We start from the raw sequence: 25,675 nt of genomic DNA, 5'->3' as shown, positions 1-25,675 counted from the left end.
AGCCGGGCAGTTGTCCACCGCGTTGTCGACACCATCCGCGTCGGTGTCCCCGGTCGGCGTGGAGTCACACGCGTTCCCGACCCCATCACCGTCGGTGTCGGCCTGGCCGCCGTTGGCGACATCCGGGCAGTTGTCGCACGGTTCACCGAGTCCATCCCCGTCCGGATCCAACTGACGCGTGTTGGCATCCTCCGGGCAGTTGTCGCGCCCATCGACGACACCGTCGCCATCGACGTCCTGGGTGATGACGATGTCGACATCACCTGTGGCGATGGTCTGGGCTTGACCACCATCGTTGCTCGAGCATCTCGTGGCCGCGGGTGTGACGCCGAACTGGGGGACCGTGAAGACCGAGGAATTCTCGTCGTAGACCGTGACGGTCACAGCCGTGCCGGCAGGTAGTCCCGTGAACGGCGTCGCCGACGCCGTGGTCACCACGCCACCCATGGTCGCGTAGTGGGACACCACGTTGTTCCGTCCCGGCTGCGTGACGACCCGCAGGCAGTCGATGGTCCCGCTCGCCAGCTGACCGGTACTCCCGCAGGAGTAGGAGAACGAGCCGGTGGCGGCATCAGCGTCTCCGCTGCCCACGGCATCGATCGTGAACTCTCTGCCACTGGGGCACAGACTGTTGGCGGTGAACGTGCCAGCGCCCGAGACCGCTTCTCCCGACATGGCCTCGGCCGGTCCGGCGGGCACGAGAAGCGTGAACACCACCATGGACACTGCAGCGGTCAATCTTCGAAGCATGACTCCCCCTCAACTCCACGCACTTCTTCGGATCTTCTCGACCACAGCGCGTCTCGACGCGTGCAGGCCTGTCATGTTCGACCGAGTCGGCAAGAACTCGAGTCCCCTGTCGCGAGACATCGCTGAAATTGGGGTCTCGCTGGGCCTCGCACGGGCCAGAGCGGCTACCTTCGCCCGGATCGGCGACCGCGCTCGTGCCGATGACGGGTCGCCCCACGCTCGCTCCGCGAAAGCCGCACTACGGTGGGGAGGTGTACCAACCTCGGATCCGCCTGGCCATCGTGGATGACTACGCCGTCGTGGTTGCCGGAGTCGCCACCTTCCTCGCCAACGAGAGCATCGACGTCGTCGAGACCGGCGCTTCCCAGAGCGTCCTGAGCGACGTTGACGTGGTCCTCTTCGACACCTTCGCCCAGATCCAGGGCAAGGGGATAGACCTCGAGGACTTCGTCCGGGACAGCGGTGCGAAGGTAGTGGTCTACTCCTGGAACGTCCAGCCAGAGATGGTGGTGCAAGCGATCGCTGGCGGAGCCCGTGGCTACCTCTCCAAGGTTCTCACCGGGCCTCAGATCGTCAACGCGCTCAAGCGGGTCGTCGCGGGCGAGGTCGTGATCCTGCCCGGTAACAACGAGTCGAGCGTGGACGGACGAGGCGACTGGCCCGGACGCTCTGCCGGCTTGTCCTCGCGCGAAGCCGAGATCATCGCCCTGATCACCCAGGGGCTGAGCAACCAGGAGATCGCCGACCGCGCCTTCCTCAGCATCAACTCGGTCAAGACCTACATCCGCTCGGCCTACCGGAAGATGGGAGTGGAACGTCGCTCCCAGGCCGTGCTCTGGGGCGTCAAGCACGGCTTCGAGCCCGACACCCTGCGGACCATCGACCCCGCCTTCGTGGTGCGTCGAACGCCTTAGTCGCCTTCCCGGATCTCCATCACCGACAGAGTGTGAACGCTCTGCTTGGCTCGATGCGATCACATTCTGACGTCCGCATCTGCAGCGCGTAGCGCATCCGCTCGGGCTTGTGCGGCCGCGTCTGCGGCTCACGGTGGGCGCACAACGCCGTCGACTCCTTCAGTCGGACGTCAGAGGGCCTTCAGCGCTGCGCCACAACGTGGTTCCAACCGAGACCGCCGCACGCGGTCCACCCGAAAGGAACCTCGAGATGCTTCACAACACCCGCTTCCACCAGACGCCGCGATCCCCTCTCGCCCGGGCCCACAAGGCGCTCGCTGCAGCGCTCGCCGCATCGATCACCCTGGTCGTCGTCGCTCTGACCGGGGCACCAGCGAACGCCCTCGCCAGCCCCCAGACGACGTCCCAAGGCACCGTCAGCTACCTGATGGGTGACATCAACAACTTCTGGGCGACCAACTTCCGCAGCTGGGGGTGGTCGGCGTACTACGCGCAGCCCACGGTCTACTACTACAACAGCACGATCACGGCCTGCGGCTTCACGATGTCGCCCAGCAACTCGTTCGCCTGCGACCGGCCGTACCTCGGCCAGATCTACATCGGGACCGGCTGGACACAGGGGCTGCTGAACACGTACGGCGACTACGCCCCCGGCGTGATCCTCGCCCACGAGTGGGGGCACGAGATCATGTTCATGGCTGGCTGGAAGAGCGCATCCGGAACTCTCGGCCGAGAGCTGTTCGCCGACTGCCTCGCCGGCATGTACACCCGGTACGGCCTGACGGTCACCCACCGGCTCGACAACTCCGACTACTGGGAGGGCTACAACACTCTCGCGTCGATCGCCGGCGGCGACCACGGCACTCCCAAGCAGCGCACGGACTGGTACGCGTACGGCTACTCGTCGTACAACATCAACTCCTGCTACCGGGCGCTGACCTGAGCGAGACGACCGACCCGCCGGCGCCCCTGTGCTCACAGAGCCAGGGGCGTCGGCACGTCGCCCACTAGGAGGGCACTCGCCGGATCCGGTACCGCAGTTGATGCTGACCGACGCTGACGACGTCGCCATCATCGAGGAGTCGCTGCAGGACAGGCTCGCCCGCCAGCCACGTGCCGTTGGCCGACGACAGGTCGAGCAGCAGGTGCCGGCCGCTGACCAGTCGGATCTCGGCATGACGCCGGCTGACCTCCGGGCTGGTCAGCACCACGTCGCACTCGTCGTTCCGCCCGATGACCGTCCGGGTTCCGAGCGGCACCGTCGACAGCTCGTCGACCTCCAACACGGAGTCGAGCCGCTGGGCTCGCAGCTGCGTGGTCGCGCCGGCCTCGCGTCCTACACCGACGGGCCGCCGGAGCACGACCGACGCCGTCGCCGGACCCGGATCCAGCCGGCGGTCATGGTTGAGGATCTGCCGCTCCAGTCGCTGAAGCTGGGGCATCGGCTCGACGCCGAGCTCCTCGAGCAGCACCCGACGGCAACGTTGGTAGCCCGCCAGCGCCTCCGCCGGGCGGCCGGCCCGGTACAGCGCCACCATCAACAGCTCCCACCACGACTCCCGCAGCGGATGCTCGGCCACCATGGCCGTGCACTCCTCGACCACCACGGGGTACTGTCCCAGCCGCAGCCGCAGTCGCAGCAGGTCCTCAGTGACCCCCCAGCGTCGTTCGTGGAGGAACGTGCGCGCGTTGTCGGCGAACAAGCCCGAGCCGATGTCCTCCAGCGCCGGGCCACGCCACAGGCTGAGCGCTTCACTCAGCGCCTCCGCCGCCGCAGCCGGCAGATCGGCGTCCGCGCGCTCGCGCGCCAACCCGGCGAGCTGCTCGAAGCGCAGAAGATCCAGCTGCTCGGGGCGGACCCGCAGCTGGTAGCCGGGGGGCTGGGTGACCAGCGGGACTTCGCCGTCGGCCAGGACGCGCCGCAGGTGCGAGACGTGAACCTGAAGAGTGTTCACCGCGCCGTCGGGCGGCTGATCATCCCACAGCCCCTCGATGAGCCGGTCGACCGACACCGTGCGTCCCGCGTTGATGAGCAGCATCGCCAGCACCCGCCGCAGCTTCAGGCCGCCGAGTCGCACCGGGTGATCGCCGACGTCAACCACGAGCGGGCCGAGCACGCCGAACGACACCGTCCGCAGGGTGTGCTCCACGGCTGAAGCCCCTTCCGGCCGGGGCGGCACGCGCGTGCCCTTGCCGGGAGCATAGTCAGCCCGTCCTCGTGGGGTGTCCTCAAGTTGCGGTATGGCTCGGTGAGGAAAGCAGCGCGCAGAATGGCGAGAACGCACCAAGGAGGGACGGCCCCGACCCGGCTTCGACACGCCCTCACGCGCAGGTACGGAGGTGGCCGCGTGTTGACACTTCCCAGGGTCGGAGACGAGTTCGCCGGCTACCGGCTCCTGGCGGTCCTCGGCCGCGGCGGCATGAGCGTGGTCTACCAGGCCGAGAACCCGAGGCTCGGCAGCCTGGCGGCGCTGAAGGTGCTGGCGCCGGAGCTTGCCGAGGACGACGTGTTCCGGACCCGGTTCCTCCAGGAGTCTCGCACGGCTGCATCCCTGACCCACCCCAACGTGATCCCCATCTACGACATGGGCACGCACGAGGACCTGCTGTTCATCGCGATGCGGTACGTGGCGGGCTCCGACCTGCGCACGCTGATCCGCGATCACCACCGGCTCACTCCAGCCGACTCGCTGTACGCGGCCACCCAGGCGGGTCGAGCGCTCGACCTCGCACACCGGCACGGGCTGGTACACCGCGACGTCAAGCCGGGAAACATCCTTCTCGAGGCCGGGGCGGACGCCGACGACCCGGACCACGTGTACCTCGCAGACTTCGGCATCGCGAAGCACACTCTGTCCCGGTCCGGCCTGACCGACACCGGCCAGTTCGTCGGAACCGTGCACTACGTCGCGCCTGAGCAGATCCAGGGCCACCCGATCGACGGGCGCGCTGACCAGTACGCGCTGGCATGCGTACTGTTCGAGTGCCTCACAGGGCGCGCGCCGTTCGTTCGTGACGTCGACGCCGCGGTGCTGTGGGCGCACGTGGAGGAGCCGGCGCCATGTGCGAGCACGGTGCGCGTCGGCTTGCCCGAGGCGCTCGACGGCGTGCTCGCCAAGGCCATGGCCAAGGACCCCGTCGACCGCTACGCCACCTGCCGCGACTTCACCGCCGCCGCGGGCGCCGCGCTGGGGTCCTCGGGACGCTGGGGAAGGCTGCTGTCCCGCAGCGCCCCCGTCGGTCGCCAGCCGCGTGACTCGGACCCGAACGCCACCCAGCCGCCGCCACACGGTGACGCCGATCCGCCCGGGAGTGCAGAAGCTTCGCCGACCGGGAAGACCCCTGAGTCAGCAGCGAGCTCCCCGCCACCAGGCCCCCCGCCCCCGGGTGCGCCGACATCCGACCACTCAGCGTCCGGCCAGCCGAGCCCGCGGCGGGACCCGGCACACGAGCGGCGACGCCGGGCGGTGCTGGCCGCGGCAGCGGCGTGCGTCGTGGCCGGTGCGGCGGCCGGGTCGGCGGTCTGGGTCTTCTCGCACGACGGCAACAGCCTCGCCACCGAGCGGCTCCCCACGTCCTCCACGACCGACAACCCGATCTTGACCGCCATCGAGAAGCTCGACGACGACCGGTTGCCGGTCTCCTCCTGCCAGGCACTTGGCGGTGACCACGTCGTGTGCACCTCTCCCGACGTCGGTGTCGCGCACGTGGATCTGCGCCGCTACCCGTCGGTCCACGCGCTCTACGACGGCTACGTCGCCGCTGCCGAAGCTCTCACCGGACGACCCTTCCGAGCCAACCAACGCAACTGCAACGGCCACAGCACCAACGGCGAGATCAGCTGGAACCACGAGTACCACCACCCCAGGGGCATCACCCTGGCGCAATCCCGCAGCGACCGGCTCGAGGCGATGCAGGCGAACGGTCGCGTTTTCTGCGACTACGTCGCCGACGCGATGCACTTCGTGTGGACCGACAACAGCGGGCTGCTGCTCGGCACTGTCGATGGTTACGAGCACCCGTCCACGTGGGACTGGTGGCACACCGTGCACCACGACCTGAACGTCGGGTACTGGGCCGCGCATGATCCGAGCTCGTCGCCGGAGCCCGCCGATACCGACATGCCGGGGATGGGCGACACCGATACCCCCACCGGCACGAGCACCGCTCGATAGGCAACCGGCAGCCGATGTGCGGTCGCCCCGGCAGCAAGGGCAGTCCTGTGTCGAGCCGCTCGGCGACCGTGCGCATGCTGACCCCGGCTGCCTGGACTCTCGACGATGGCGAGCACGGCGCGGGTGCTGCGCTCGACGGTCAGGGCTTGACGAACATCGACGGAGAGCGTCGGCTGGGCACGAGCGAAGTTCAATGGCGCAACGAACCACATCTGTTTGGTCGGCGTGGACGAACGTCGCTCTTCGGATCGCTCACACGGGAGGTCACCAGATGGCTGCCAGCTACACGTGGGACGTGTTCTCCACCCTGGACGGCTACGGGTCCTACGGGCCCGACGGCGACTGGGGCGGCTACTGGAGCAAGCAGGGGCCGGAGCTGTTGCAGCACCGGGCGTCGCTGTTCGACACCCCACAGCGGATGGTCTTCGGGGCGACGACGTTCCGCGAGAACGCCGACATCCTGCTGCGCTCGGGGGATCCGCACAACCAGGACGAGTGGAACCGCCGGACGCTGATGATGCCGGCGACCGTCATCTCCTCGACCCTGCACGACACGCTCGGCTGGCCGGACGCGACCGTCGCCAGCGGCGACGCGGGCGAGATCGTGGCCCGGCTCAAGGAGGAGTCAGACGTGCCTCTGCGCTCCCAGGCGAGCCTGTCGCTCAACCGGTCGCTGATGGCTGCAGGCCTGGTCGACCGCATCGAGCTGACGATCTTCCCGGTGATCTCGGGCAGGACGGGAACGAGCCCGGTCCTGGCCGGTGCCGGTGACTTCGACCTCGAACTGCTGGAGTCACGGACCTTCGACGGTCGGAGCCAGCTGTTGGTCTACCGGCCGTCGGCGCACGGATGATCGACGTCGGGATCCTTACCCCGCACGCCGCCGCGGGGGCCGACGAGGAGTTCTGCACCATGGCAGGTAGGGCTGTCCGCACTCACGTACGCCGCATCTCGCTGCTGCCGGACGGCTCGGCTCCCACCTCGCCCGAGGAGCTCCGCGCCCACGCGGACCCGTCGGTGGTCGACGCGGCCGCGGCGGAGCTCGACCCGAGGCGCCTGCAGGCGATCGCCTACGCCTCGACGAGCACGGCCTACGTTCTCGGGCACCGCGCCGAGCGCGAGCGCGTCGCACGGCTCGCCGATCGGTGGGACGTTCGGGTCTGCTCGACACCCGCGTCCGCCGTCGACGCGCTGCGTCGCCTCGGCGCAGAGCGCCTGGCGGTCGTGCACCCGCCGTGGTTCGGGGAGGACCTCAACTCCCGAGGGGCGGCGTACTTTCGCGACCAGGGCTTCTCGGTCGGGTGCGCCGACCTGGCCGACGTCACCGACGACCCGGCTCTCGTCGAGCCCGCCGAGGTGGTCGACTGGGTCGCCGAGAACGTGCCCGGCGACGTCGATGCGGTCTTCCTGGGCGGCAACGGCTTCCGTGCCGCCCAAGCCGTCGACCCGCTCGAGCAGCACCTCGACCGACCCGTCCTCGAGTCCAACCAAGTCCTCCTGTGGTCGGTCAACGAGAGCCTCGGCACCCCGGTCGTCGTCCGCGGCTTCGGCCGGTTGCTGGAACCAGGAAGAGAGGACGCCTCGTGAGGACACTGCACGTCGGTCTCCGGGTGAGCGACCGCGCACGCTCGGTCGCCTACTACACGTCACTCGGCTACCAGGTGGTGGGCGAGGTCCCCGACACACCAATCGGCCACCTCACGATGCTCAAGCTCCCTCGGGAACCCTTCGTCAGCCTGGAGCTGGTCCACGACCCGAGCCGCGGGGAGGTGGAGCCCGGTGGCTTCAACCACCTGGTCATCGCGGTTGACGACGTGCGCGCCGCGGTCGGCCATTGCGCCGACGGTGGGATCGAGACGGAGGCGCCGACCTCCCCGGACGGCTCGAGCACCTTCTGGACGGCCATGCTCACCGACCCCGACGGGTACCGCATCGAGCTGGTCCAGTGGCCACCCGGCCATCCGGAGGGCATGACGGCCGGTGACCTGGGCGGCCCTGACGATGCCCCGAAGGAGGGCAGAGCCAGGGACGTCGTCGCCGAGATGTTCCGGCGGCAGCAGGCCGGCGACGACACAGTGCTCGACGACCTGGTCGCGGCCGACTTCGTCAACCACGCCGCCGGTCCACAGGGTCGCGAGGGACTGCGGGACATCCTGCGCGCGATCGACGTCGACCTCGGTCCGGTTTCGCTCGAGCAGCACCACCTCGTCGGCGAGGGCGACCTGGTCGCGCAGCACCTGACCCTGCACGGCACTCATCGTGCGTCGACCATGCCACTGCTCAGCGGCACCGAGGCGTCCGGCACGCGAGTGACGTGGACCTTCATCCACCTCTGGCGCGTCGCCGACGGCATGATCGTCGAGCACTGGGCGTGCCGTGACGACATGGGCCTGCTCGTGCAGGCGCGCGAGACCTCGGGCGACCGGCAGTCGCCATCATGATCACGAAAGCAAGGAACCGCGCGCGATCGACCCTGCGTGAGGTCTCTTGGTAGCCGCTGTCCGCGCTCGCCCGTCCCGATGGGCGCGCCTGGTACTAACGACCATGGTCCATGGCAATTCGGTCCCCGGACGACATGCGCGACCTACGATCGTGTCCCTGTCCGGAAGCATCCAGGTCATCTCGGGAGCGCCAGTGCGAATTCGTGTCCTCACCGCGTCGATCGCGGGTGCGGCATGTGTCACCGCCATCGCCCTTCCCGCTACCGCCGACAGCGTTCGTGGGTCGCGCGGGTCTGACGACGTCGTCGGCACCGCTCGCGCAGACACGATCGTGACCTTCAGTGGCGATGACCACGTCGATGCAAGGGCCGGAGACGACGTGGTCCGGCTTGGCCCCACGGGCCGCCACGGTGACGAATACGCTCGAGGTGGCACGGGCGACGACACCCTCTACGGTGGCCCCGGCCGGGACCATCTCACCGGGGGTCCGGGCGACGACCGGCTGCGCGGTGGGTCAGGCCTGGATCTGCTCGTCGACAACGGCGGCAGTGACCACTTCTCGGGTGGCGCTGGACCCGACCAGGCTTACCTGGGCCGCCAGCGCTCAGCCCGCAACGAGACGGACGTCGTCCACATGGGGCCCGGGCGAGACTTCGTCGTCGCACCGAGCGACCACCAGCCGGACATCATCGACTGCGGCCCCGGAGCACACGACCGGCTGACCTACGAGCGCCGACCCGACCCGAGCGACACCGTGCGAGGCTGCGAGATCGTCGAGACCATTCGCTCCGGCGACGGAATCCCGGCACCGCCAGCGCATCGGCCCTGAGTCCGGCTCTCGAGCAGCCCCAGATCGACGTCGGCCGGGCCGGCGAAGATCGGCTCGTCCCCGGTCTGTCGGGAGATCACCGGGGAGCGGGTCACCGCTGACGACCGTCGCGTCCGGCCAGGCCGGTGGGTCCGACAGCGTCGACGACACGACGTACGTCGGCGGACCTCACCCGCAGGTCGCGATGGTCGCAGCCTGCGCTCACCCGGAGGGTCGGTCGACGCGACGCGACGAGCCGGCGGCGCTGCGCGATGGCTGCTCGATGAGCTCCTGCAGGCGCCGGGCGCTGTCCACGTGATCGCTGGTCCACACCAGGCGCACCGTGTGGGCCCGCACCGACCCCTCGGACGCCGTCACTGACGCGAGGTCCTCGTCGAGGGCCTCCACGATCCGGCGGCCGGAGGAGCCGTCCTCCGGGAGTGCGCGCGGAACGGTTCCCGAGCCCGTGATCGCCTGAGCCATTGCAGTGAACCAGTTCGTCACCCGTTCGGTGGCGATCACGACCTCCAGCTGAGCGCGAGGCACGTCGACCCGCCGCATCTCGTCGCCCGGCCAGAGCTCCGACACCGCCTGGGCGGTCAGCCGGAGCCCGGCGACCCCGGTCATCAGGGACGCCACCTCGGCGAGGCTCAGCCTCTTGTGGCCGCGCTCGGCAAGGTATGCGCGGAAGGCGTCATCGAGACGACGCGCGGCGGCAGCGGCCCGCAACCCCGCGCTGTCCGCCCCTGTCGGCGATCCGTGCGACGCGGTGCCGCTCTCGACGACGGCCCACAGGTAGGCGGCGCACTCCGCATAGGCCTCCGTCAGGGCCTGGCGGAAGACGCCGGTGGCTCCCCTGGGCCAGAACAGGGTTCCGACGACGAGGCTCACCGCGCACCCGATGGCCACGTCCTCGATGCGGACCAGACCGACCTGCCACCCGGCCGGGCTGATGATGTTGAAGAGGATCAGCAGGGTGACCGTGAACCCGGCCTGACCGGCTGTGAAGGAGACCGCCGGCGCTATGCCGGCGGCAAGGATCGCGACCGGGAGCAGCACCCACAGGAGCTCGGTGCTCGTCCCGATGAGGAGCACCAGGAGTCCGCCGATCGCGAACCCGATCGTCGTCCCGACCAGTCCCCGGACAGCGCTCTGACCCGTGCTGAGAGCGTTGGAGCGCAACACCGACAGCGCGCCGAGCACGATCCAGAACGAGTGCTGTACTCCGCTCAGGTCCGCGATCAGCACCGCACCGGCGAGCGCGATCGCGCCGCGGACGCTGTTGCGGAGCCACACCGAGTGCGGCTCGACGTGCGCGAGCGCCCGCTGTTGCGCAGAGGTCATCGGCCCGGCGAGGCCCGGCGGTCGGTGACCGAGCAGCTTCCTCCACCAGGGTCGTCCCTCGGCCGCCGTCGTGATCTCGATGTTCGCCGCGATGCCGGTGACGACGAACGAGAGCTCCTGGGCTCGAGAGCCCGGGCGGAGCGCGGCCACGAGCTCCTCGGCAGGGCGCACGCCGCGCGGCAGCTCCACGATCTCGAGTGCCCGTGCCTCCATCGCTCGGCGAGCGTCGACGAGGTCGTCCAGGTGGTCCTGGAGGCTGTCTTGTGGTGGGTTCGAGAGCGAGAGCACCCGGCCGGCGTGGTCGAGCAGGACCGCAGCTGCCGACTTGACCTCGCGCGCCGTGGGGTCGGATGCCCGGTGGCGGACGTTGGCAGTCTGCTCGAGGATCACGCTGAGCCACACCAGCTCGTCCACCAGACGAACGACGGCGCGCGTCGCGGTGGTGAGGCCCGACGGCCGGTACGGCGTGGCCAGGAACGTCGCACGCAGGTCGGCGAGCGCGGTCTCGGCGCGCGAGACCGCCGTGTCCACGTCCTCACCGGTCTCGCCGTGCCAGTGCGCGATCTCCGCCGTCAGCCGGGCCGACAGCTGCTGGCACGCCTCTGCCGCGGCGGACCGTAGTGGGTCACTGCGGGGTACCGGCCAGAGGAGGGCCACCGCGGGCACGGAGACGATCCCGGCCAGGAGCCAACCGAGCAATCGGTCCGGGATCGCTGCCGGACCGGCGGCGGCAGCGACGGGCAGGATGAAGCTCAGCAGGATGGACGTGCTCGCCCCTGCGAGGGTCGAGCTCACCACGCCGGCGAAGAGCACGAGGAACCCGACGACGAACATCGCGGCGGCCGACAACCACGGATCCCTCGAGACCAACGTCGCGAGCGAGATGAGCACGCAGCCGACAGCGACCAGCGAGGTCTGCGCCGCCAGCCGCTCGAGGAGCGTCCCCGGGAAGTCGGCGAGCAGGAGCATCGCGAACGCGCCGAAGGCGGCGTACGTCGCTACCGTCGGGTTCCCGATGACCTCGTACCCGATGGCGAACAGGGTCGGCATGATGATCGCCGTCCGTGCGGCGCGCCGGGTTGCGCGCAGACTTCCGTCGCGAGCAAGCAACCAGCTGCGCAGATCGCGCACGACCTCACCACCTGACCGACCGGGGACCATCGTCTGGAGCCGCTGCCATGGCGGTCAAGCGCCGTCGGCCGGCCACCGGCGCGGGCCTGCCACGTGCAGGTAGTGACGGACGCTCATGGTGAGCCGGACAGCCTGGAGGGCGGCGGCGAGTGCGACGGCGACGATCACGCCGGCCGGCCAGGGCTTGGCGACGGTCGCGCCCAGACAGACGATGAGGAACAGGAGCAGCAGACTGCCGCGCACGATGCGGACGACGAGAAAGGTGCGCTCGATCCGGTCCGTCGTCTCGGCGTCCACGGCGTGAGGGGTGTCGCGCGGTCGCAGCATCGCGCTGCTACTCGGTCACCGTGTCGGCATGACGGTGGGCGACCCGCCACACGCCACCCTCGCGGCGGTAGACCTGCGTCACGCGCAGGGTGTAGGTACGAGGCTCGCCATCGACCGATGCCGAGGTGTGCTCCAGACCTTCCGTGTAGGCCATGTCACCGACGACGTCGTACGACAGCGGTTCGAACGCGTACGAGGTGCAGTCGGAGAAGCTCGCGCCGAGTGCCTCGAAGAGCTCGTCGATCTCCTGCTGACCATGAGCGTTCCGCCAGGCACCCAGGACGCTGACCGGTTCGTTGCTGGACCAGAGGGCACGCCGCGGCCACGGGTCGCCGTTGTGCAGCGCCCGTTCGGCCTCGTGCAGCGCGGACCCGATCCAGGCCAGGAAGTCGTCGCCGTCGGTCATGACCTCATTGTGGTCCTGCTCGCCGGTCGACACATCCCCTGCAGGGGGCAGCATCAGGCGACGAGCGTCCACACTCCGTCGTCGACCTGCCGGTAGGCACCGGCGCGCAGCGCGACCAGGGGTGGGGCGTGGGAGGTGTAGGTGTGGCCGGTGGGGGTGGTGATCTCCACGGCGTGGCCCCGGGCCTCGGGCGAGGGTCTGGCTCGCCAGCCGGGGGCTTCCTTGGCGTAGTTGCAGGTCGCGCAGAGCCCTTGGCCGGCCGCGGCGGTCGTGGTGCCTGCGTCGGCGGCGCGGACCACGTGGTCGCGGTGGCGGATCGGGGCGTTGCACCAGGGTGTGCGGCAGAACTGGTCGCGCAGGTCGAGGAACTCGCGGAGCCGGCCGCGGAAGAGGCGCTGGTGGGAGTCCATCGCGACCAGCTCACCGGTGTCCGGCGACGCGTAGAGGCGGCGCAGCCACAGGCGGGAGCCGGTGTCGAGGTGGTCGGCGACCAGGGACCGGGCGAGCTCGGCGGGGATCGGGCCGTGGCCGGGCAGGTGGGCGGTGTCGTGGCCGCCGGCGAGCAGCGCCGCGTCGGTCATCACCAGCCCGAGGGTGACCGGGACGACGGGGCGGCCATCGACCAGCGGCGCACCGGTGACCCGGGCGACGAGGGTGTCGGCCATCAGCTGGCCACGGCTGCGCGGCTCCCCGGAGGCCACCGCGGTGTCGGCCTCGCGGGTGAGGGCGGCGTAGCAGGCGACCGCCTGGGCGACGGGCAGCAGCACGGTGAGGTACGCCATCGTGTCCGGCGCGGGCCGGACGGTCACGCACCGCTCGGACTCGGCGCGGCGCCGGCGCTCGGCGACCGAGGCCGGGTCCAGCCGGGCGGCGAGCTTGCGCAGCTCACCGAGCACGACCCGGTCGGAGTACGACTCCAGGGCCTCGGCGTCGCCGGCGATCGCCCGGTCCACGGCCCGGCGGTCCTGCAGCGACAGGCATGCCGTCTCGCGCGCGATGAGCGTCGCGCGCCACTCGGTGATCCGCCCGGCACGGAACGCCGCGCGGGTGTGCGGCAGCTCGAGCAGCACCCGCGCCAGCGCGAGATGCTGCTGGCCGCGGTGCGGTGACTCGCGGCGGGCGAGCGCCACCTGTGCGGCCGCGCCGCGTCCCTCACCGAGGGCGGCGGCGAGCTCGGCCTGGGCGGCCTCGGCGGCGCACTTCAGCTGCTCGAGCTCGCGGATCAGGTCGATCCGCTCGGCGTCGGTCATCCCGGCGGCGTCGAGCGACTCGACGCAGTCCCGGAACGATTCGAACATGTGTTCGATTGTACGCCTCTCCTATGCCGATGGCAAGCCCCGGACTCACATGATTGTTGCCACCGCACGCGGCCTGGGTCTGGTCTGCAGGTCGGCGTCGTGGGGCCAGTACGGCGGAGTCAGGCCGTTGGTGTTCTCGTTGGTGCCGCATCGCCTGGGGCCTTGCGACGCTGCCGCTGCTCGACCGCCAACCGTGCTCCAGGCATGCGCCGCAAACCTCCACCGACATCAGCAGGAATTGCGACTACCGACTGACTTCGCCGGGGGCGAACACTGCGGTTGGATGTCGATCGATGACACCGAGCGAGGAGGGCGATGGCATGGAACCGACGCTGCGGGTGATCCCGACCGGAGGACGTACGACGTCGCGGCAGGGCATCGACCAGTCGAGGGATTGTCGGCGCAGAGCGTCGGTTCCGTCGGGCTGTGCGCCCACCTGCTCGCGATCCCGCCCGGCGTCCGGGCGAAGGCGCACCGGCATGCCGGGCACGAGACGGCGATCTACGTGATCGAGGGCGAGACCGAGGTCTGGTACGGCGAGGATCTCGTCGAGCACGCCGTCGCGGGGACGGACGACTTCGTCTACATCCCGCCCGGCGTGCCGCACGTGCCGGTCAACACCAGCGACGAGCTCTCCCACCTGACGGGCGATCTCTGATCACGAGGCGCCGGTGAACCGCAGCCGGTCGTCCTCACCAGCGCGAGCCGATCAGCGAACCCGGATCCGCGCGCCGCGCCGCGGGACGCTGGTGATGTTGCGGACCTTGGGCTCGTCGTCGCCGACGGTCTCGACGGCGTACGACGCGAACACCTCGCGCAACACCGCCACGCCCTCCATCTGCGCGAAGCCGGCACCGATGCAGCGGCGCACCCCGCCGCCGAACGGGATCCACGTGTTGGGCGGCGGGTTCTGGCCGAGGAAGCGTTCCGGCTTGAATGTCCACGGGTCAGGATGGTTCTCGTCGCGCTGGTGGGCGAGGATGATCGACGGCCCGACCGTGGCGCCGCGCGGCAGGTCCCAGCCGCCGATCGTGGCCGGCTCCATCAGCGTGCGCACCACCATCGGGATGATCGGGTGCAGGCGCATCGACTCCTTGAAGACCGCTTCGAGGTACTCGTCGTCGCCCCCTGTTGCGGCCGTGCGACAGCGCGCCAGCAGCTCCGGGTCGCGGCCGGCCTCGTAGAGCGCCCACGCCAGCGCGCTCGCCGTGGTCTCGTGGCCGGCGAGCAGCAGCGTGACCAGCTGGTCGCGGAGCTCGGTGTCGCTGAGGGCGTCGCCGTCCTCACCCTGCACGATCAGCCGGGACAGCACGTCGGTGCCGTCCGCGAGGTCGGGAGCGGTACGCCGCTCGCGGATCTCGGCGTACATCAGCCGGTCGAGCTCGAGCTGGTTCTCGATGGTGTCCTTCCAGATGCTGAACCGCTGCAGCCACGGGTAGCCCCAGCCGAGCAGCACGGCCGGGCTGATGTTCACGGTCTTGTTCACCCGCGGGCGCAGCTCGGCCAGCCGCTGCTCGTCGGTGACGCCGAAGACCACGCGGAGGATCACCTCGAGGGTGAGCCGGTTCATCCGGTCGAGCGAGCGGAAGTCCTCGCCCGGCGTCCAGGTCGCGACCTCGGCCCTCGCGACCTCGGTGACCAGCGCCTGGTACTCCCGCAGCGCGTGCCCGTTGAACGCCGGCATCAGCAGCTTGCGGGCGCGCCTGTGCTCGCCGGAGTCCTGGAGCAGCAGCGAGTGCTCGCCCATGATCGGGCCGAGGATGCCGTTGGCCTTGCCCGCGTGGAAGATCTCGGGGTCGCCGGCGAAGATCTCCTTCGCGTGCTCCGGCCGGGTGAAGAACACCAGCGGCCGGCCGCCGGGGGCGAGCCGCACGCTGAAGACGTCGCCGTACTTGCGGCGCAGGTACGGGTGGAACCGGTGCCGGAACCGCAGCAGCCCCACGGTCTGGATCAGCACCGGCCACCTCGGTCCCGGCGGCAGGCCGGTGCCGTCCACCGGCGGGAGCTTGTCCTGGTTGCCCGGGCTCATCCGGCGGAACCGCTCGCTGGTCAGCCTGCTGACGTCGTCGAGGGTGGTCACCTCCCGGAGGCTACGCCCGCTATTGAAAATGCGTCAATAACCTTGGCGTGAGGTGGCGGCGCAGGAACGCCACCTGGTGGCGTACGGCGGGCTCGTGCCACTCCTTGCCGGGCCAGACGTCGAAGTGGTCGCAGGGGTAGTGGCGCACTTCGGCCCGGCCGGCGAACGCCGCCTTCGCGGCCGCGTGCGGCGGCGCACTCCGGTCCAGGTCGGCGATCTGCACGAGCAGCGGAGCGCGCACGTGCCTGGCCTGCTTGCCCGGGCGGTGATTGCCGAGCTCGAGCCCCACGGTCGCGTCCACCTCGTTGCGCCACGTCGGCCCGGCGATCGCGAGGTAGTCCTCGAGGCAGCCGTCCAGCGTGAGCGCGCCGAGCTCGCCGGGCCGGGCGACCACCGGCATCATCCGCGCGCGCCCCAGCCGCGAGCGGATCCCGAGGGCCGTGGACCGGAGCATCGCCGAGGGCTTGTGGTGGGCCAGCGCGTGCCGGCCCGCGGCCATCCCGTCGACGAGCGGCGTCAGCGAAACGACCCCCGCGACGTCGTCGCGGTGCGCAGCCGCGGCGAGCACGTGGCCGCCCGCGAGCGAGACACCCCAGAGCACCAGCCGCTCCGGGTCGGCGCCCGGGAGCCGGGCGGCCGTCGCCATCGCGGCGCGGTAGTCGTCGAGCTGGTCGGCCATCGACACCGTCTGCCGCGGCGCGCCGCCGCTGGCTCCGAAGCCGCGGTAGTCGAAGGCCAGCACGTCGAGCCCGGCGGCGGCCAGCGCCTCGGCGAACGGCTGGAGCCCGGAGTCCTTGGTGCCGGCCAGGCCGTGCGCCATCACGACCACCGGCCGGCCCGCGTCGGTCGCGAGCACGTCGCCCTCCCCGGTGAAGTGCCAGGCGTGGCACTCGTCGTCGCCGGACCGGAAGGTCAGCTCCTGGTACTTCATGCGTCCCTCCCGTAGATGGCGGCCAGCCAGACGTGCACGACCGACTCCAGGTGCGTGTCCCAGTCGAAGCCCTCAGGGGCGCGCACCAGCCGTTCGAGGGTGCGGTCGTTCAGGTCGAGCAGCGCGGTCGCGATCGCGTGCGCGTCCGGCCCGTCCGGCGCCGCACCGGACGCCCGCTCCCCCGCGACCAGCTCGGCGACCAGGTCGACGTACGACTGCTGGAAGGCGTCCCACTGGTCGCGTACGGCGGGGCTCGCGGCGCGGGCGTCGAGGATCGCGCGGTAGAGGTGGGTGCGGTTGCCCCAGCCGACGAAGATCGCGCGGATCGCCGTCGAGATCCGGTCGTGCACGCTGCCCTCGCCGCCGAGCACCTCGGCCGCGACGAAGCCCTCGGCGTACATCTCCTCGTAGAGCGCGGCGACGGCGGCCGCCTTGTTGTCGAAGTAGAAGTAGAAGGCCGACCGGGTCACCCCCGCCCGCCGGGAGATGTCGGCGATGTTGATGTCGTCCAGGCTGGACTGCTCGAGGTACTCCTCGAGCGCGGCCAGCAGGGCCGTCCGGCGCTCGTCGCCCTTGGTCGCGCTCATCCGTCGGCCCTCGCACGCTTGAGGCCGTTCGGGATCTCCCGGGTGCGCATGTCGTGCTCGTAGAGGAAGTAGTCCAGCTGCTGGGTGTGCCGGGCCGTCGGGACCATGTGGCCGGTGTACTTCCGGGTCTCCTCGACGATCACCCGCTCCATCTCGGCGACCGGCGGCAGCCGGTAGTGGCCGGCGGCGTACGCGCCGAGCAGCCGGGCCTGGCACTCCACGAACGGGAACAGCGTGGGCGTCGCCTGGGCGAACCCGGCGAAGACGAGGTCGTCGATGCCGGGCTTGAACATCCGCTTGTAGAGGTCGATCCGGTTGTCGGGCGCGCTGAGGAACCCGGGGTCGAAGAAGGGGAAGGTGATGTTGTAGCCGGTCGCGTAGACGATCACGTCGAAGTCCTGGCTGGATCCGTCCTCGAAGTGCACGGTCTCGCCGTCGAGTCGGGCGACGTTCCCCTTGGCGACCACGTCGCCGGAGCCGAGCCGCAGCGGCAGCTCGACCGACTGGGTCGGGTGCGCCTCGAAGAACTTGTGGTTCGGCGCCGGCAGTCCGTAGTCCTCGGGCCGTCCTGCGGTCACCGGCTGCATCACCTGGACGAACTTCCGCTGCCACTTCAGCGGGATGTAGGGCGAGGTCCGGTAGTACTTGTCGGCCGGCTTGCCGGCGAAGTACTTCGGCACGATCCACGCGCTGGAGCGGGTCGAGAGCACGACCTCGTTCTCGAGCGCTCTGCTGGACAGCTCGACCGCGATGTCGGCGGCGCTGTTGCCGATCCCGACGATCAGGATGCGCTGCCCGGTGAAGTCCATCGGCGTGCGCGGGTCGATGTAGTGGTGCGAGTGCAGGGTGACGCCGGTGAACTCGCCGGGGAAGTCCGCGAACCGCGGGTCCCAGTGGTGCCCGTTCGCGACGACCAGCAGGTCGAAGCGCCGGTGCTCGCCTGCCTGGTCCAGGATGTCCCAGCCGCCGTCGGCGAGCCGCTCGGCGTGCACCACGCCGTTCTGGAACTCGATGTGCTCGCGCAGGCCGAATGCGTCGGCGTACCCGTCGAGGTAGTCCTTGATCTGGGTGTGGTGGGGGAAGTCCGGGTAGTCCTCGGGCATCGGGTAGTCCCGGAAGGACAGCTGGTGCTTCGAGGTGTCGATGTGGAGGGAGCGGTACGCCGAGCTGTGCCCGTTCGGGTTGCCGAACGCCCAGTTGCCGCCGACCCGGTCGGAGGACTCGAACGTGGTGTACGGGATGCCGTAGTCGTCGAGCATCTTGCTGGCCGTGAGCCCGCTGATGCCCGCCCCGATCACCGCAGTCGTGGGTCGCGCCATGCGCGGGACGCTAGTGTCCGGACTTGACACGCGTCAACAATCCCTTCGGAGGAGCCATGGAGCAGGGCCGGGTAGCGGTGGTGGTGGGCGGCGCGTCGGGCATCGGGGCGGCGATCGCGACGGCGTTCGAGTCCGACGGGTGGCGGGTGGTCGTCGCCGATCTCCCGGCCACCGACGTGACCGACGAGGACTCGGTCGCGGCGATGCTGGACGGCGTCGTCGCGTCGCACGGCCGGCTCGACGTGGTGGTCAACAGCGCGGGCGTCTCCACGCTCGGCAACGTGGTCGACCTCGCCGTCGACGAGTGGCGCCGCGTGGTGGACGTCTGCCTGACCGGCGCGTTCATCGTGACGAAGCAGGCAGGCCTCCGGCTCTCCGCGGGCGGCGCGATCATCTCGCTGTCCTCGCTGAACGCGCGCCAGCCCGGCGCCGGGCTCGCGCCGTACTGCGCGTCGAAGGCCGGCCTCTCGATGCTCACCCAGGTCGCGGCGCTGGAGCTCGCACCGCGCGGCATCCGCGTGAACGCGATCGCTCCCGGCCTGGTCGTCACGCCGCTGACCCAGCCGGCGATGGACATCCCCGGCATCGAGGACGACTACCTCGAGAACACCCCGCTCGGCCGCTCCGGCCGGCCCGACGAGATCGCGTCCGCCGCGCTGTACCTGGCGACCGCGGAGTGGGTGACCGGCGAGGTGCTGGACATCAACGGCGGCGCGCACCTGATGCGCTACCCGGACCTGCACAAGCACGTGCTGGCGGCGTTCTCGTAGATGCCTCCTTCCCCGCCGTCGTCAGGCTCGCCTGACCGCGCTGAGGAGGTCGTGCCGCGGCACCGGGTTGTCGCGCTGCGCCTTGCAGGTCAGCCGGGCCGCGGACGCGGGGTCGTGGGTGGTGCGCACGGCCACGTCGTACCTGCCGCCGGCAACGCCGAACGTCGCGGTCGTGACGTCGCCGTCGCGCGACTGCCCCAGCAGCACGACGTCGTCCTCGCGGGTCGCCCCGAGCTCGCGACGCAGCTCGACCTCAGCAGCCTGGACGGCCATCGGGTACGACGCGCGGCCGCGCAGGTGGTCGAGGTCCAGCTCGCCGGCCAGGTGCGCGCCCGCGACGGCGATCGAGGAGACCGGGTCGAGCCGGCCGTAGTAGAGGCCGTGCGGCAGCACCACGAGGTTCGCGGCGAACCGGTCGCCGCCGATGTGCGAGACCTCCCAGGTCTCCTCGGCGTGCGCGGCGTCGAGCGCCTTCGCCACGGGCCGGCCGCGCTCGGCGCAGCAGGCGTCGTGCCGGCCGTTGGTGCACACGCAGAACAGTGACCCGTCGTACGCCGTCAGCCCGCTGGACCCGCCCTCGCGGAACGCGGTGAGGTCGAGGTCGAGCACCTCCCGCTCGTCGCCCAGCACGCCGGTCTCGATCCGCGGCCGGGCCGCGTCGGCGTACGCCGCGAACACCCGGACGCCGTCGCCGTCGGGCTTCGAGCTGAACCGGCGGATCAGCAGGATCTTGGCGCGGTAGGCCTTCGCCTGCTGCTTGAGCGCCGCCCCGAGCCCGTCGGGGAGGCGGGCGTCGAGGAGCGCGTCGTCACCCCACGGCCCGACGTGCTCCAGCAGCAGCCAGGTGCGGACGTGGGTCGCGGTGCCGGCGACGGGCTCGTCCCGCAGGAGGCTCTCGGCCGCGCAGCGCCACGCCCGATGCTGGGGGGTCACCCGATCGCCAGGAGCCCTTCGCGCACCAGGCGCCGGCAGAGGACCAGGTTGCTCTGCAGGTCCAGGGGCAGGTCCGCGGGCGTCAGCTCGTCACGGGCGCGGATCTCGTCGAGCGCCGGCCGGATCCAGGCGGGGACCGTCATCGCGCGGTCGCCGAGGAGCACCTCGAGCCGGTCGCCGCGGTCCAGCAGCACGCAGGGGTGGCCGGTCCGGCGGCGGAGCACGGTGTCGGCATCGACCTCGCCCAGCACGTCGTGCAGGCCGCCCGGGAGCCGGGGCGGGCGGCTGGTCAGGAACCGGCGGATCTCCGCCTCGACGGCCGCGGGCGCGTCGACCCGGCGTACGGCGTCGGCCACCGCGGCCAGCCGGTCGGCGAGTGCCGCGGAGAGCTCGCCGGGATCGTGCAGGTAGCCGGCCGGCAGGTGCTCGTCCGGTACCGATGCGACGACGTCCTTCAGCGAGCGCTCGACGAGCCCGCGCCAGGTCAGCTGGTTGATCCCGAGGGTGACGTGCAGCGAGACGGTCTGCTGCGCGCGGGCGGCGTGGGGGGTGCCGGTGGGCAGGTACATCGAGAGCCCCGGCTCGAGGAGCACCTCCTCGGGACCGTCCTGGCCGTGCACCTCCCACAGCTTGGAGCCCGCGGTCTGGAACACGAAGACGTCGTGGGAGTCGGAGTGGACGGCGAAGCCCTGGGAGCCCGGCGGCGTGAGGTAGGCGTTCGCCTGGCAGGGGTGGCCGAGCTCCAGCTCCAGCTCGGCGACCAGCTCGGTGAGCGGTGGCCAGTAGCGCTGCAGGCCCTGGAACACGACGGTCGCGCCGTCGTGGAACAGCGCGAGCGCCTTGCGCCCGTCGACCAGGCCGGACAGCGACTTGCCGGCGAGCGTGGCGCTGCGGGTGTACGCCGACTCCGGGAGCACCGCGCCGTCCTTGGCCATCCGGATCGACGGCGTGCGGATCGCGGTCGAGGTGAGCAGGTGGTCGGCGTCGTCGAGCGAGAGCAGCCCGACCAGGGCGTCCGGATCGGCCCGGTGCAGGTGCGTGCGCGACGCCCAGACCTTCGTGAGGAAGGTCTGGGCGTCACCGCTGAGCAGGTCGAGAGCGCTCAGGAGGCGTCCCCGTCGGTGCCGTCGCCGTCCGAGGCGTCGCCGTCGGTGCCGTCGCTGTCGCCGCCGTCGGTGCCGTCGCTGTCGCCGCCGTCGGTGCCGTCGCTGTCGCCGCCGTCGGTGCCGTCGCTGTCGCCGCCGTCGGTGCCGTCGCTGTCGCCGCCGTCGGTGCCGTCGCTGTCGCCGCCGTCGGTGCCGTCGCTGTCGCCGCCGTCGGTGCCGTCGGCGTCGCCGCCGGTCAGCGGGTCACCCGCCGGAGCAGTCGTCATCTCGTCGTCGCTGAGGGGCTCTTCGGGTGTCATGCGTCCTCCTGTGTGCGTGGGTGATCGCCAGTCTGCTGCGCGGCGGTCCGGCGGACAAGCGGTACCCCTGGCTCGTGGGCGCTACACCAGCCCCCGGCGCCTTGCGATCGCCGCCGCCTCGGTCCGGCCGGAGGCGTCCAGCTTGCCCAGGATGTTGGACACGTGGACCGAGACGGTCTTCGCGCTGATGAACAGCTGCTTGGCGATCTCGCCGTTCGACCGGCCCTCCGCGACCAGCGCCAGGATCTCGGTCTCGCGCGGGGTCAGGGCGTCGGGTGCGGCCTCGGCCCGCACCGGCGTGGTGCCGATCGCACGCAGGTCCTCGAGCAGTCGTACGGCGCCGAGCCGGTGCGCGGCGTCGCGCGCCCGGTCGCCCAGCGCGCGAGCCGCCGCGACGTCACCGGTCGCGCGCAGAATCCCGGCGAGCGCGGTGCGGACCCGGGCCAGCTCGTGCACGTGGCCGAAGTCCTCGTACAGCGCGATCGCGTCGCGCCAGGTGTCGACGAGGGCGTCCTGCGGCGGCGCGTCGATCCCGGCCAGCCAGCGGAACCGCAGCGTCTCCGCGTCGAGCCGCTTCATCCACGCGCGACCCTCGGGTCCCCAGTGGCCGGAGGGGTCGGAGTACCGGTCGAGCACGACGTGGCCGTCGGCGTGGATGCGGTCGACCTTCACGGCGTACGCCGTGCGCTCGGCCGTGGAGAGGCTCGGCACGGCACGGTTGACCGCGGCGACGGCGAGCGCGCCGAGCCGGATGCGCGCGCTGAACCACTCGTGCCAGATGCGGCTGAGCACGGCGACGACCCCGTCGTACGCCTCCACGGCGCCGGCCGCGTCGCCGCGGTAGCCGGCGGCGTCGATCTCGACCGCGGCGGCGTTGATCGCGACGCCGCCCTCGCGGGCCCAGAACTTCCGCAGCGACCGGGCGTCCGGGGCGATGTCCTCGCCGCGCGCGAGCCGGATGTGCAGCCGCAGCGGCTCGAGCAGCGCGCGCGGGATCGGCGGTGGGTTGTCGGCCGCGACATCGGTCAGCGCCATCGCCTCGTCCCAGCGGCCGAGCACGTCGTACACCCAGGCGAGCTGCCAGCGGGCCTCGAACGCCCACGGCGCGAACGGGATCCCGGCGGCGGCGCCGCGGTCGACGGTGCTGCGGAACCACTCCTCGGTCTCCTCGAACTCCGCCCAGTCCTCGTAGGAGCGCCCGAGCAGGTAGCGGGCCCGCAGCTCGGACGAGAGCGCCCCGGACTCCTCGGCGCGGGCCACCGCGTCGCGCAGTGCCTCGCGCAGGCCCTCCTTGGGCCCGGCCTTCTTCAGCCCGGAGAGCGTGGTGATGACGTCGGAGGCCAGCTCGCTGAGGTCGAGCTTCTCGGCGAGGGTGAGCGCCTCCATGCCGACGCTCTGCGCCTCGTCGTAGCGGCCCGTGTTCGCGAGCACCCGGGCGTGGTTGGCGAGCACGCGGGTGCGCAGCCCGGTCTCGCCGTCGGGCACCAGCGCGACCGCGTCCTCGGAGATCGCCGCCGGGTCGTCCTTCCCCTCGATCATCGTCATCAGGTGGGCCTGCGTGGACAGCATCCGCGCGCGCCAGGCGGTCGGGGCGTCGGTCGGGAGCCGGTCGACCTGCTCGACGATGACCTTCACGGCGCGCTCCGGGTCACCGCTGGCCGAGAGGGCCTCGGCGGCGCTGACCACGAGCTTCGACAGGTCGAGGTCGACCTGGGCGCAGCGGCGCGGGTCGACGAGGAGCTCGAGCGCCTGCTGGTAGTGGTAGGCCGCCTCGTCCGGGCCGCCGACCTGGCTGGCCTCGTTGCCGGCCTGGATGCTCGCGGTGAGCGCGGTGTCCAGGTCGAGCGCGAGCCGGGCGTGCCGCGCGAGCTCGGCTGCCGTCCCACTGCCGGCGCCGGACTGGAGCGCGGCGGCGTACCGCTCGTGCAGGCGGACCCGCTCGCCGGGCAGCAGGTCGTCGTACACCGCCTCGCCGAGGAGGGCGTGCCGGAAGTTGTAGCGACCGTCGGTCGCGACCAGGATGTTCATCTCGACGGCCTTCCGCACGCCCTCGTCGAGCTCGTCGGCACCGAGGCCCGAGACCTCGACGAGCAGGTCGTGGGCGACCTTCCGGCCGGAGACGCTGGCGGCGCGGACCACCTGCCGCGCGTTGTCGTCGAGCCGGTCGAGGCGCACGAGCAGCACGTCCGCGAGGTCGGCCGGCACCCAGCGCCCGGGCCCGGCCGCGGCGCTGGTGAGCTCCTCGACGAAGAACGCGTTGCCCTCCGCGCGGCCGACGATGTCGGCGAGCTCCTTCTCGGACAGGCCGTCGGGGACGAGCTCGGCGATGAGGGCGCGCACCGCGTCGTCGGACAGCGGCGACAGCGCGACGCGGCGCACGCCCCGCAGGCGGGACCACTCCGCCACCTGGCGGCGGAGCGGGTGGCGGCGGTGCAGGTCGTCGGAGCGGTACGACGCGACCAGGGCCACCGGGCCGCCGAACGGGCGGGAGAAGAGGAAGCTGAGCATGTCGCGGGTCGACTGGTCGGCCCAGTGGAGGTCCTCGATGACGAGGAGGAGCGGCGCCTTGGCGGCGGCCGCCTCGAGGAGCGCGTGGACGGCCTCGAACAGCTCGCCGCGATCGAGCGCGTGGCTGTCGTCGCGGGCCTGGCCCATCATCCGGCGGCCGGGCTGGAGACGGGCGAGCGCCGGGTAGGCGGTGGCGACCTCGTCGACGACGTCGGGCAGGTCGGCGGCGACCCGGCCGAGCACCTCGGAGAACGGGAGGTACGGCAGGGCCGAGTCGCCGAAGTCGAGGCAGTGGCCCGCGAACACCTGCCAGCCCTCCGTGAAGGCGAGGTCGCGGAGCTCGGTGAGCAGCCGGGTCTTGCCGACGCCGGCGTCGCCCGAGAGGAGCACGGCGGTCGTCTCGCCGTTCACCATCTCCACGGACGGCCGGACGCCGAGCAGCGAAGCGACCTCCGCCAGCTCGGCGTCTCGGCCGACCAGGGTCCGGCTGGTGTGTGTCACGCCGGTGATTGTCTCCTCTTCCGTGGTCGTGTGCTGGATCAATTCCGGGGCCATCACGGTGCGCCTGTCAGCGCACCGTCGTCCAGCCCGCTTCCCCGTCGTCCCGGCGACGCAGCTGCTTGCGCCGGCGCCGGCCCGTGAACTCGTCCCGGATCCGGTCCAGGCGGTACTCCAGCTCGGACTTCACGTAGTCACGGTGGATGGTGTTGTCGTACATGGTGGGCTCCTCAGCTCCTCGGTGGTGATCACGAGGTTCGTCGGCTGAGGTAGGCCCGCACATCGGGCAGGTGCCTTATCTCCCGGGGACGGGTGCCTTAGGCGCCCGACGTCGACACCGGCAGGACGCAGAACTCGTTGCCGGACGGGTCGAGGTAGGTGCGCCACGGCAGGTCGCCCCAGCCGGGGTGGATCCGCCGTCCACCACGCTCGGCGATGCGGGCCTCGACGTCGTCGGGGTCCTCTCCCGCGTCGAGCCGGACGTCGAGGTGCAGCCGGTTCTTGGCCGTCCCCTTGGGCGCCTGCTCGGGGCAGAGCTCGAGCAGCAGGCCGCGTTGCGAGGGGTGGCGCAGCGACCGCGGCGCGACACCGTCGGTGGCGGTCCAGCCGGTCAGCCAGGACCAGAACGCCGCATCCCGCTCCGGGTCGGCCGAGTCGAGCGGGAGCGCCGCCACGGGTCCGGTCCCGGCGTACGCCGCCCGGTCCTCCATCACGCAGCACGGGTTGCCCTCCGGGTCGGCGAGCACCACCCAGGGCACGTCGCCCTGGCCGATGTACAGGTGCCGTGCGCCCAGCCCCAGCAGCCGCTCGACCTCCTCGGCCTGGCGGTCCCCACCCGCGAGGTCCAGGTGCAGCCGCGGCGGCCCGGGCGCCGGCTCGGCGACCCGCTGGAAGCACAGGTCGAGCACCGGCCCGCCCTCGACGGCGAGCCGCGTCTCGAAGCCCTCGGGCACGTCGGTCAGCCGCTCGCCGCCGACCACCGCCTCCCAGAAGCGGCCCAGCCGCTGCGGGTCGACGGCGTCGAAGACGAGGTTCTCCAGGTACATGCCT

25 protein-coding genes are annotated in these 25,675 nt (G+C 71.4%); 9 read left to right on the top strand and 16 right to left on the bottom strand.

Annotation, left to right across the window (positions count from 1 at the left end):
- The coding region (locus N538_RS29375) for a thrombospondin type 3 repeat-containing protein (protein ID WP_231496240.1) at positions 1–738 on the bottom strand (738 nt) is incomplete at its 3' end.
- Positions 739–1,001: 263 nt separating this feature from the next.
- Here N538_RS29375 and N538_RS0115610 point away from each other — a divergent pair.
- Positions 1,002–1,664 (top strand): LuxR C-terminal-related transcriptional regulator, encoded by a 663-nt coding sequence (locus tag N538_RS0115610; protein ID WP_036570737.1) that lies wholly within the window; start codon positions 1,002–1,004, stop codon positions 1,662–1,664.
- A 250-nt stretch (positions 1,665–1,914) separates the two neighbouring features.
- Positions 1,915–2,607 carry a neutral zinc metallopeptidase gene (locus tag N538_RS27535; RefSeq protein WP_028638054.1) on the top strand — a complete coding sequence of 231 codons (693 nt, stop codon included), beginning with the start codon at positions 1,915–1,917 and terminating at the stop codon, positions 2,605–2,607.
- Positions 2,608–2,671: 64 nt separating this feature from the next.
- Here the strand turns inward: N538_RS27535 and N538_RS0115600 are convergent, their stop codons facing one another.
- Positions 2,672–3,814 carry a BTAD domain-containing putative transcriptional regulator gene (locus N538_RS0115600; RefSeq protein WP_028638053.1) on the bottom strand — a complete coding sequence of 381 codons (1,143 nt, stop codon included), beginning with the start codon at positions 3,812–3,814 and terminating at the stop codon, positions 2,672–2,674.
- Between the two features lie 201 nt (positions 3,815–4,015).
- Between N538_RS0115600 and N538_RS29080 the strand changes: the two genes are divergently transcribed.
- The 5 genes from N538_RS29080 (at position 4,016) to N538_RS28035 (ending at position 9,109) form a co-directional block, all read left to right on the top strand.
- A complete protein-coding gene (locus N538_RS29080; protein ID WP_197025360.1) occupies positions 4,016–5,839 on the top strand; it encodes a serine/threonine-protein kinase in 1,824 nt (607 codons plus the stop codon).
- A gap of 271 nt (positions 5,840–6,110) precedes the next feature.
- Positions 6,111–6,692: a dihydrofolate reductase family protein gene (locus N538_RS0115590; RefSeq protein ID WP_028638052.1), complete on the top strand. Its 582-nt coding sequence runs from the start codon at positions 6,111–6,113 to the stop codon at positions 6,690–6,692.
- Positions 6,689–7,426, top strand: coding sequence for a maleate cis-trans isomerase family protein (locus N538_RS25760; RefSeq protein ID WP_036570735.1), 738 nt, complete (start codon positions 6,689–6,691; stop codon positions 7,424–7,426). Before N538_RS0115590 ends, N538_RS25760 begins: the two co-directional genes overlap by 4 nt.
- The gene (locus N538_RS28040; RefSeq protein ID WP_081790512.1) at positions 7,423–8,280 is read left to right on the top strand and encodes an ester cyclase; all 858 of its coding nucleotides are present in this window, start codon (positions 7,423–7,425) and stop codon (positions 8,278–8,280) included. Before N538_RS25760 ends, N538_RS28040 begins: the two co-directional genes overlap by 4 nt.
- Before the next feature lie 151 nt (positions 8,281–8,431).
- Positions 8,432–9,109 (top strand): calcium-binding protein, encoded by a 678-nt coding sequence (locus N538_RS28035; RefSeq protein WP_197025359.1) that lies wholly within the window; start codon positions 8,432–8,434, stop codon positions 9,107–9,109.
- 201 nt (positions 9,110–9,310) lie between these two features.
- Here N538_RS28035 and N538_RS25745 read toward each other — a convergent pair whose 3' ends face one another.
- The 4 genes from N538_RS25745 to N538_RS25740 form a co-directional block, all read right to left on the bottom strand.
- Positions 9,311–11,482, bottom strand: coding sequence for an FUSC family protein (locus N538_RS25745; protein WP_051549340.1), 2,172 nt, complete (start codon positions 11,480–11,482; stop codon positions 9,311–9,313).
- Positions 11,483–11,617: 135 nt separating this feature from the next.
- On the bottom strand, positions 11,618–11,890 hold the full coding sequence (locus N538_RS0115565) for a hypothetical protein (RefSeq protein ID WP_028638050.1): 273 nt from the start codon (positions 11,888–11,890) through the stop codon (positions 11,618–11,620).
- A 7-nt stretch (positions 11,891–11,897) separates the two neighbouring features.
- Positions 11,898–12,296 carry a nuclear transport factor 2 family protein gene (locus tag N538_RS0115560; RefSeq protein ID WP_028638049.1) on the bottom strand — a complete coding sequence of 133 codons (399 nt, stop codon included), beginning with the start codon at positions 12,294–12,296 and terminating at the stop codon, positions 11,898–11,900.
- A gap of 53 nt (positions 12,297–12,349) precedes the next feature.
- Positions 12,350–13,594, bottom strand: a complete 1,245-nt coding sequence (locus tag N538_RS25740) for a DUF222 domain-containing protein (protein WP_197025358.1) — start codon at positions 13,592–13,594, stop codon at positions 12,350–12,352.
- Positions 13,595–13,988: 394 nt separating this feature from the next.
- On the opposite strand from N538_RS25740, the gene N538_RS25735 reads away from it, so the two are divergent.
- On the top strand, positions 13,989–14,252 hold the full coding sequence (locus tag N538_RS25735; protein ID WP_051549339.1) for a cupin domain-containing protein: 264 nt from the start codon (positions 13,989–13,991) through the stop codon (positions 14,250–14,252).
- A 51-nt stretch (positions 14,253–14,303) separates the two neighbouring features.
- On the opposite strand, the gene N538_RS0115545 is transcribed toward N538_RS25735, so the two are convergent.
- Genes N538_RS0115545 through N538_RS25730 form a run of 4 tightly spaced genes read right to left on the bottom strand, consistent with a single transcriptional unit; the run spans position 14,304 to position 18,511 of the window.
- Positions 14,304–15,674, bottom strand: coding sequence for a cytochrome P450 (locus tag N538_RS0115545; RefSeq protein ID WP_155992134.1), 1,371 nt, complete (start codon positions 15,672–15,674; stop codon positions 14,304–14,306).
- Positions 15,675–15,693: 19 nt separating this feature from the next.
- Positions 15,694–16,605 carry an alpha/beta hydrolase gene (locus tag N538_RS0115540; RefSeq protein WP_028638047.1) on the bottom strand — a complete coding sequence of 304 codons (912 nt, stop codon included), beginning with the start codon at positions 16,603–16,605 and terminating at the stop codon, positions 15,694–15,696.
- Positions 16,602–17,192 (bottom strand): TetR/AcrR family transcriptional regulator, encoded by a 591-nt coding sequence (locus tag N538_RS0115535; RefSeq protein ID WP_028638046.1) that lies wholly within the window; start codon positions 17,190–17,192, stop codon positions 16,602–16,604. Before N538_RS0115535 ends, N538_RS0115540 begins: the two co-directional genes overlap by 4 nt.
- Complete coding sequence (locus N538_RS25730) at positions 17,189–18,511, bottom strand: flavin-containing monooxygenase (RefSeq protein ID WP_036571055.1); 1,323 nt, start codon at positions 18,509–18,511, stop codon at positions 17,189–17,191. The genes N538_RS0115535 and N538_RS25730 overlap by 4 nt, the downstream gene beginning before the upstream one ends.
- A gap of 23 nt (positions 18,512–18,534) precedes the next feature.
- Between N538_RS25730 and N538_RS0115525 the strand changes: the two genes are divergently transcribed.
- Entirely contained in the window at positions 18,535–19,281 is a 747-nt protein-coding gene (locus N538_RS0115525) for an SDR family NAD(P)-dependent oxidoreductase (protein WP_231496239.1), read from the top strand.
- 21 nt (positions 19,282–19,302) lie between these two features.
- On the opposite strand, the gene N538_RS0115520 is transcribed toward N538_RS0115525, so the two are convergent.
- The 6 genes from N538_RS0115520 to N538_RS0115495 form a co-directional block, all read right to left on the bottom strand.
- On the bottom strand, positions 19,303–20,214 hold the full coding sequence (locus N538_RS0115520) for a sucrase ferredoxin (RefSeq protein ID WP_028638044.1): 912 nt from the start codon (positions 20,212–20,214) through the stop codon (positions 19,303–19,305).
- A complete protein-coding gene (locus N538_RS0115515; RefSeq protein ID WP_331279525.1) occupies positions 20,211–21,149 on the bottom strand; it encodes a JmjC domain-containing protein in 939 nt (312 codons plus the stop codon). Before N538_RS0115515 ends, N538_RS0115520 begins: the two co-directional genes overlap by 4 nt.
- 167 nt (positions 21,150–21,316) lie before the next feature.
- Positions 21,317–21,619, bottom strand: coding sequence for a hypothetical protein (locus N538_RS27525; protein ID WP_028638042.1), 303 nt, complete (start codon positions 21,617–21,619; stop codon positions 21,317–21,319).
- Between the two features lie 81 nt (positions 21,620–21,700).
- A complete protein-coding gene (locus N538_RS29545) occupies positions 21,701–24,628 on the bottom strand; it encodes a helix-turn-helix transcriptional regulator (protein WP_028638041.1) in 2,928 nt (975 codons plus the stop codon).
- 67 nt (positions 24,629–24,695) lie between these two features.
- Complete coding sequence (locus tag N538_RS28570; protein ID WP_155992132.1) at positions 24,696–24,845, bottom strand: hypothetical protein; 150 nt, start codon at positions 24,843–24,845, stop codon at positions 24,696–24,698.
- A 97-nt stretch (positions 24,846–24,942) separates the two neighbouring features.
- The gene (locus N538_RS0115495) at positions 24,943–25,671 is read right to left on the bottom strand and encodes a VOC family protein (protein ID WP_028638040.1); all 729 of its coding nucleotides are present in this window, start codon (positions 25,669–25,671) and stop codon (positions 24,943–24,945) included.
- Positions 25,672–25,675 lie beyond the last annotated feature (4 nt).

It is taken from the genome of Nocardioides sp. URHA0032 (assembly GCF_000620645.1).
GTDB lineage: Bacteria > Actinomycetota > Actinomycetes > Propionibacteriales > Nocardioidaceae > Nocardioides.
The sequence above is the reverse complement of the archived record's forward strand: the minus strand, read 5'-3'. Positions and strand labels throughout refer to the sequence as shown.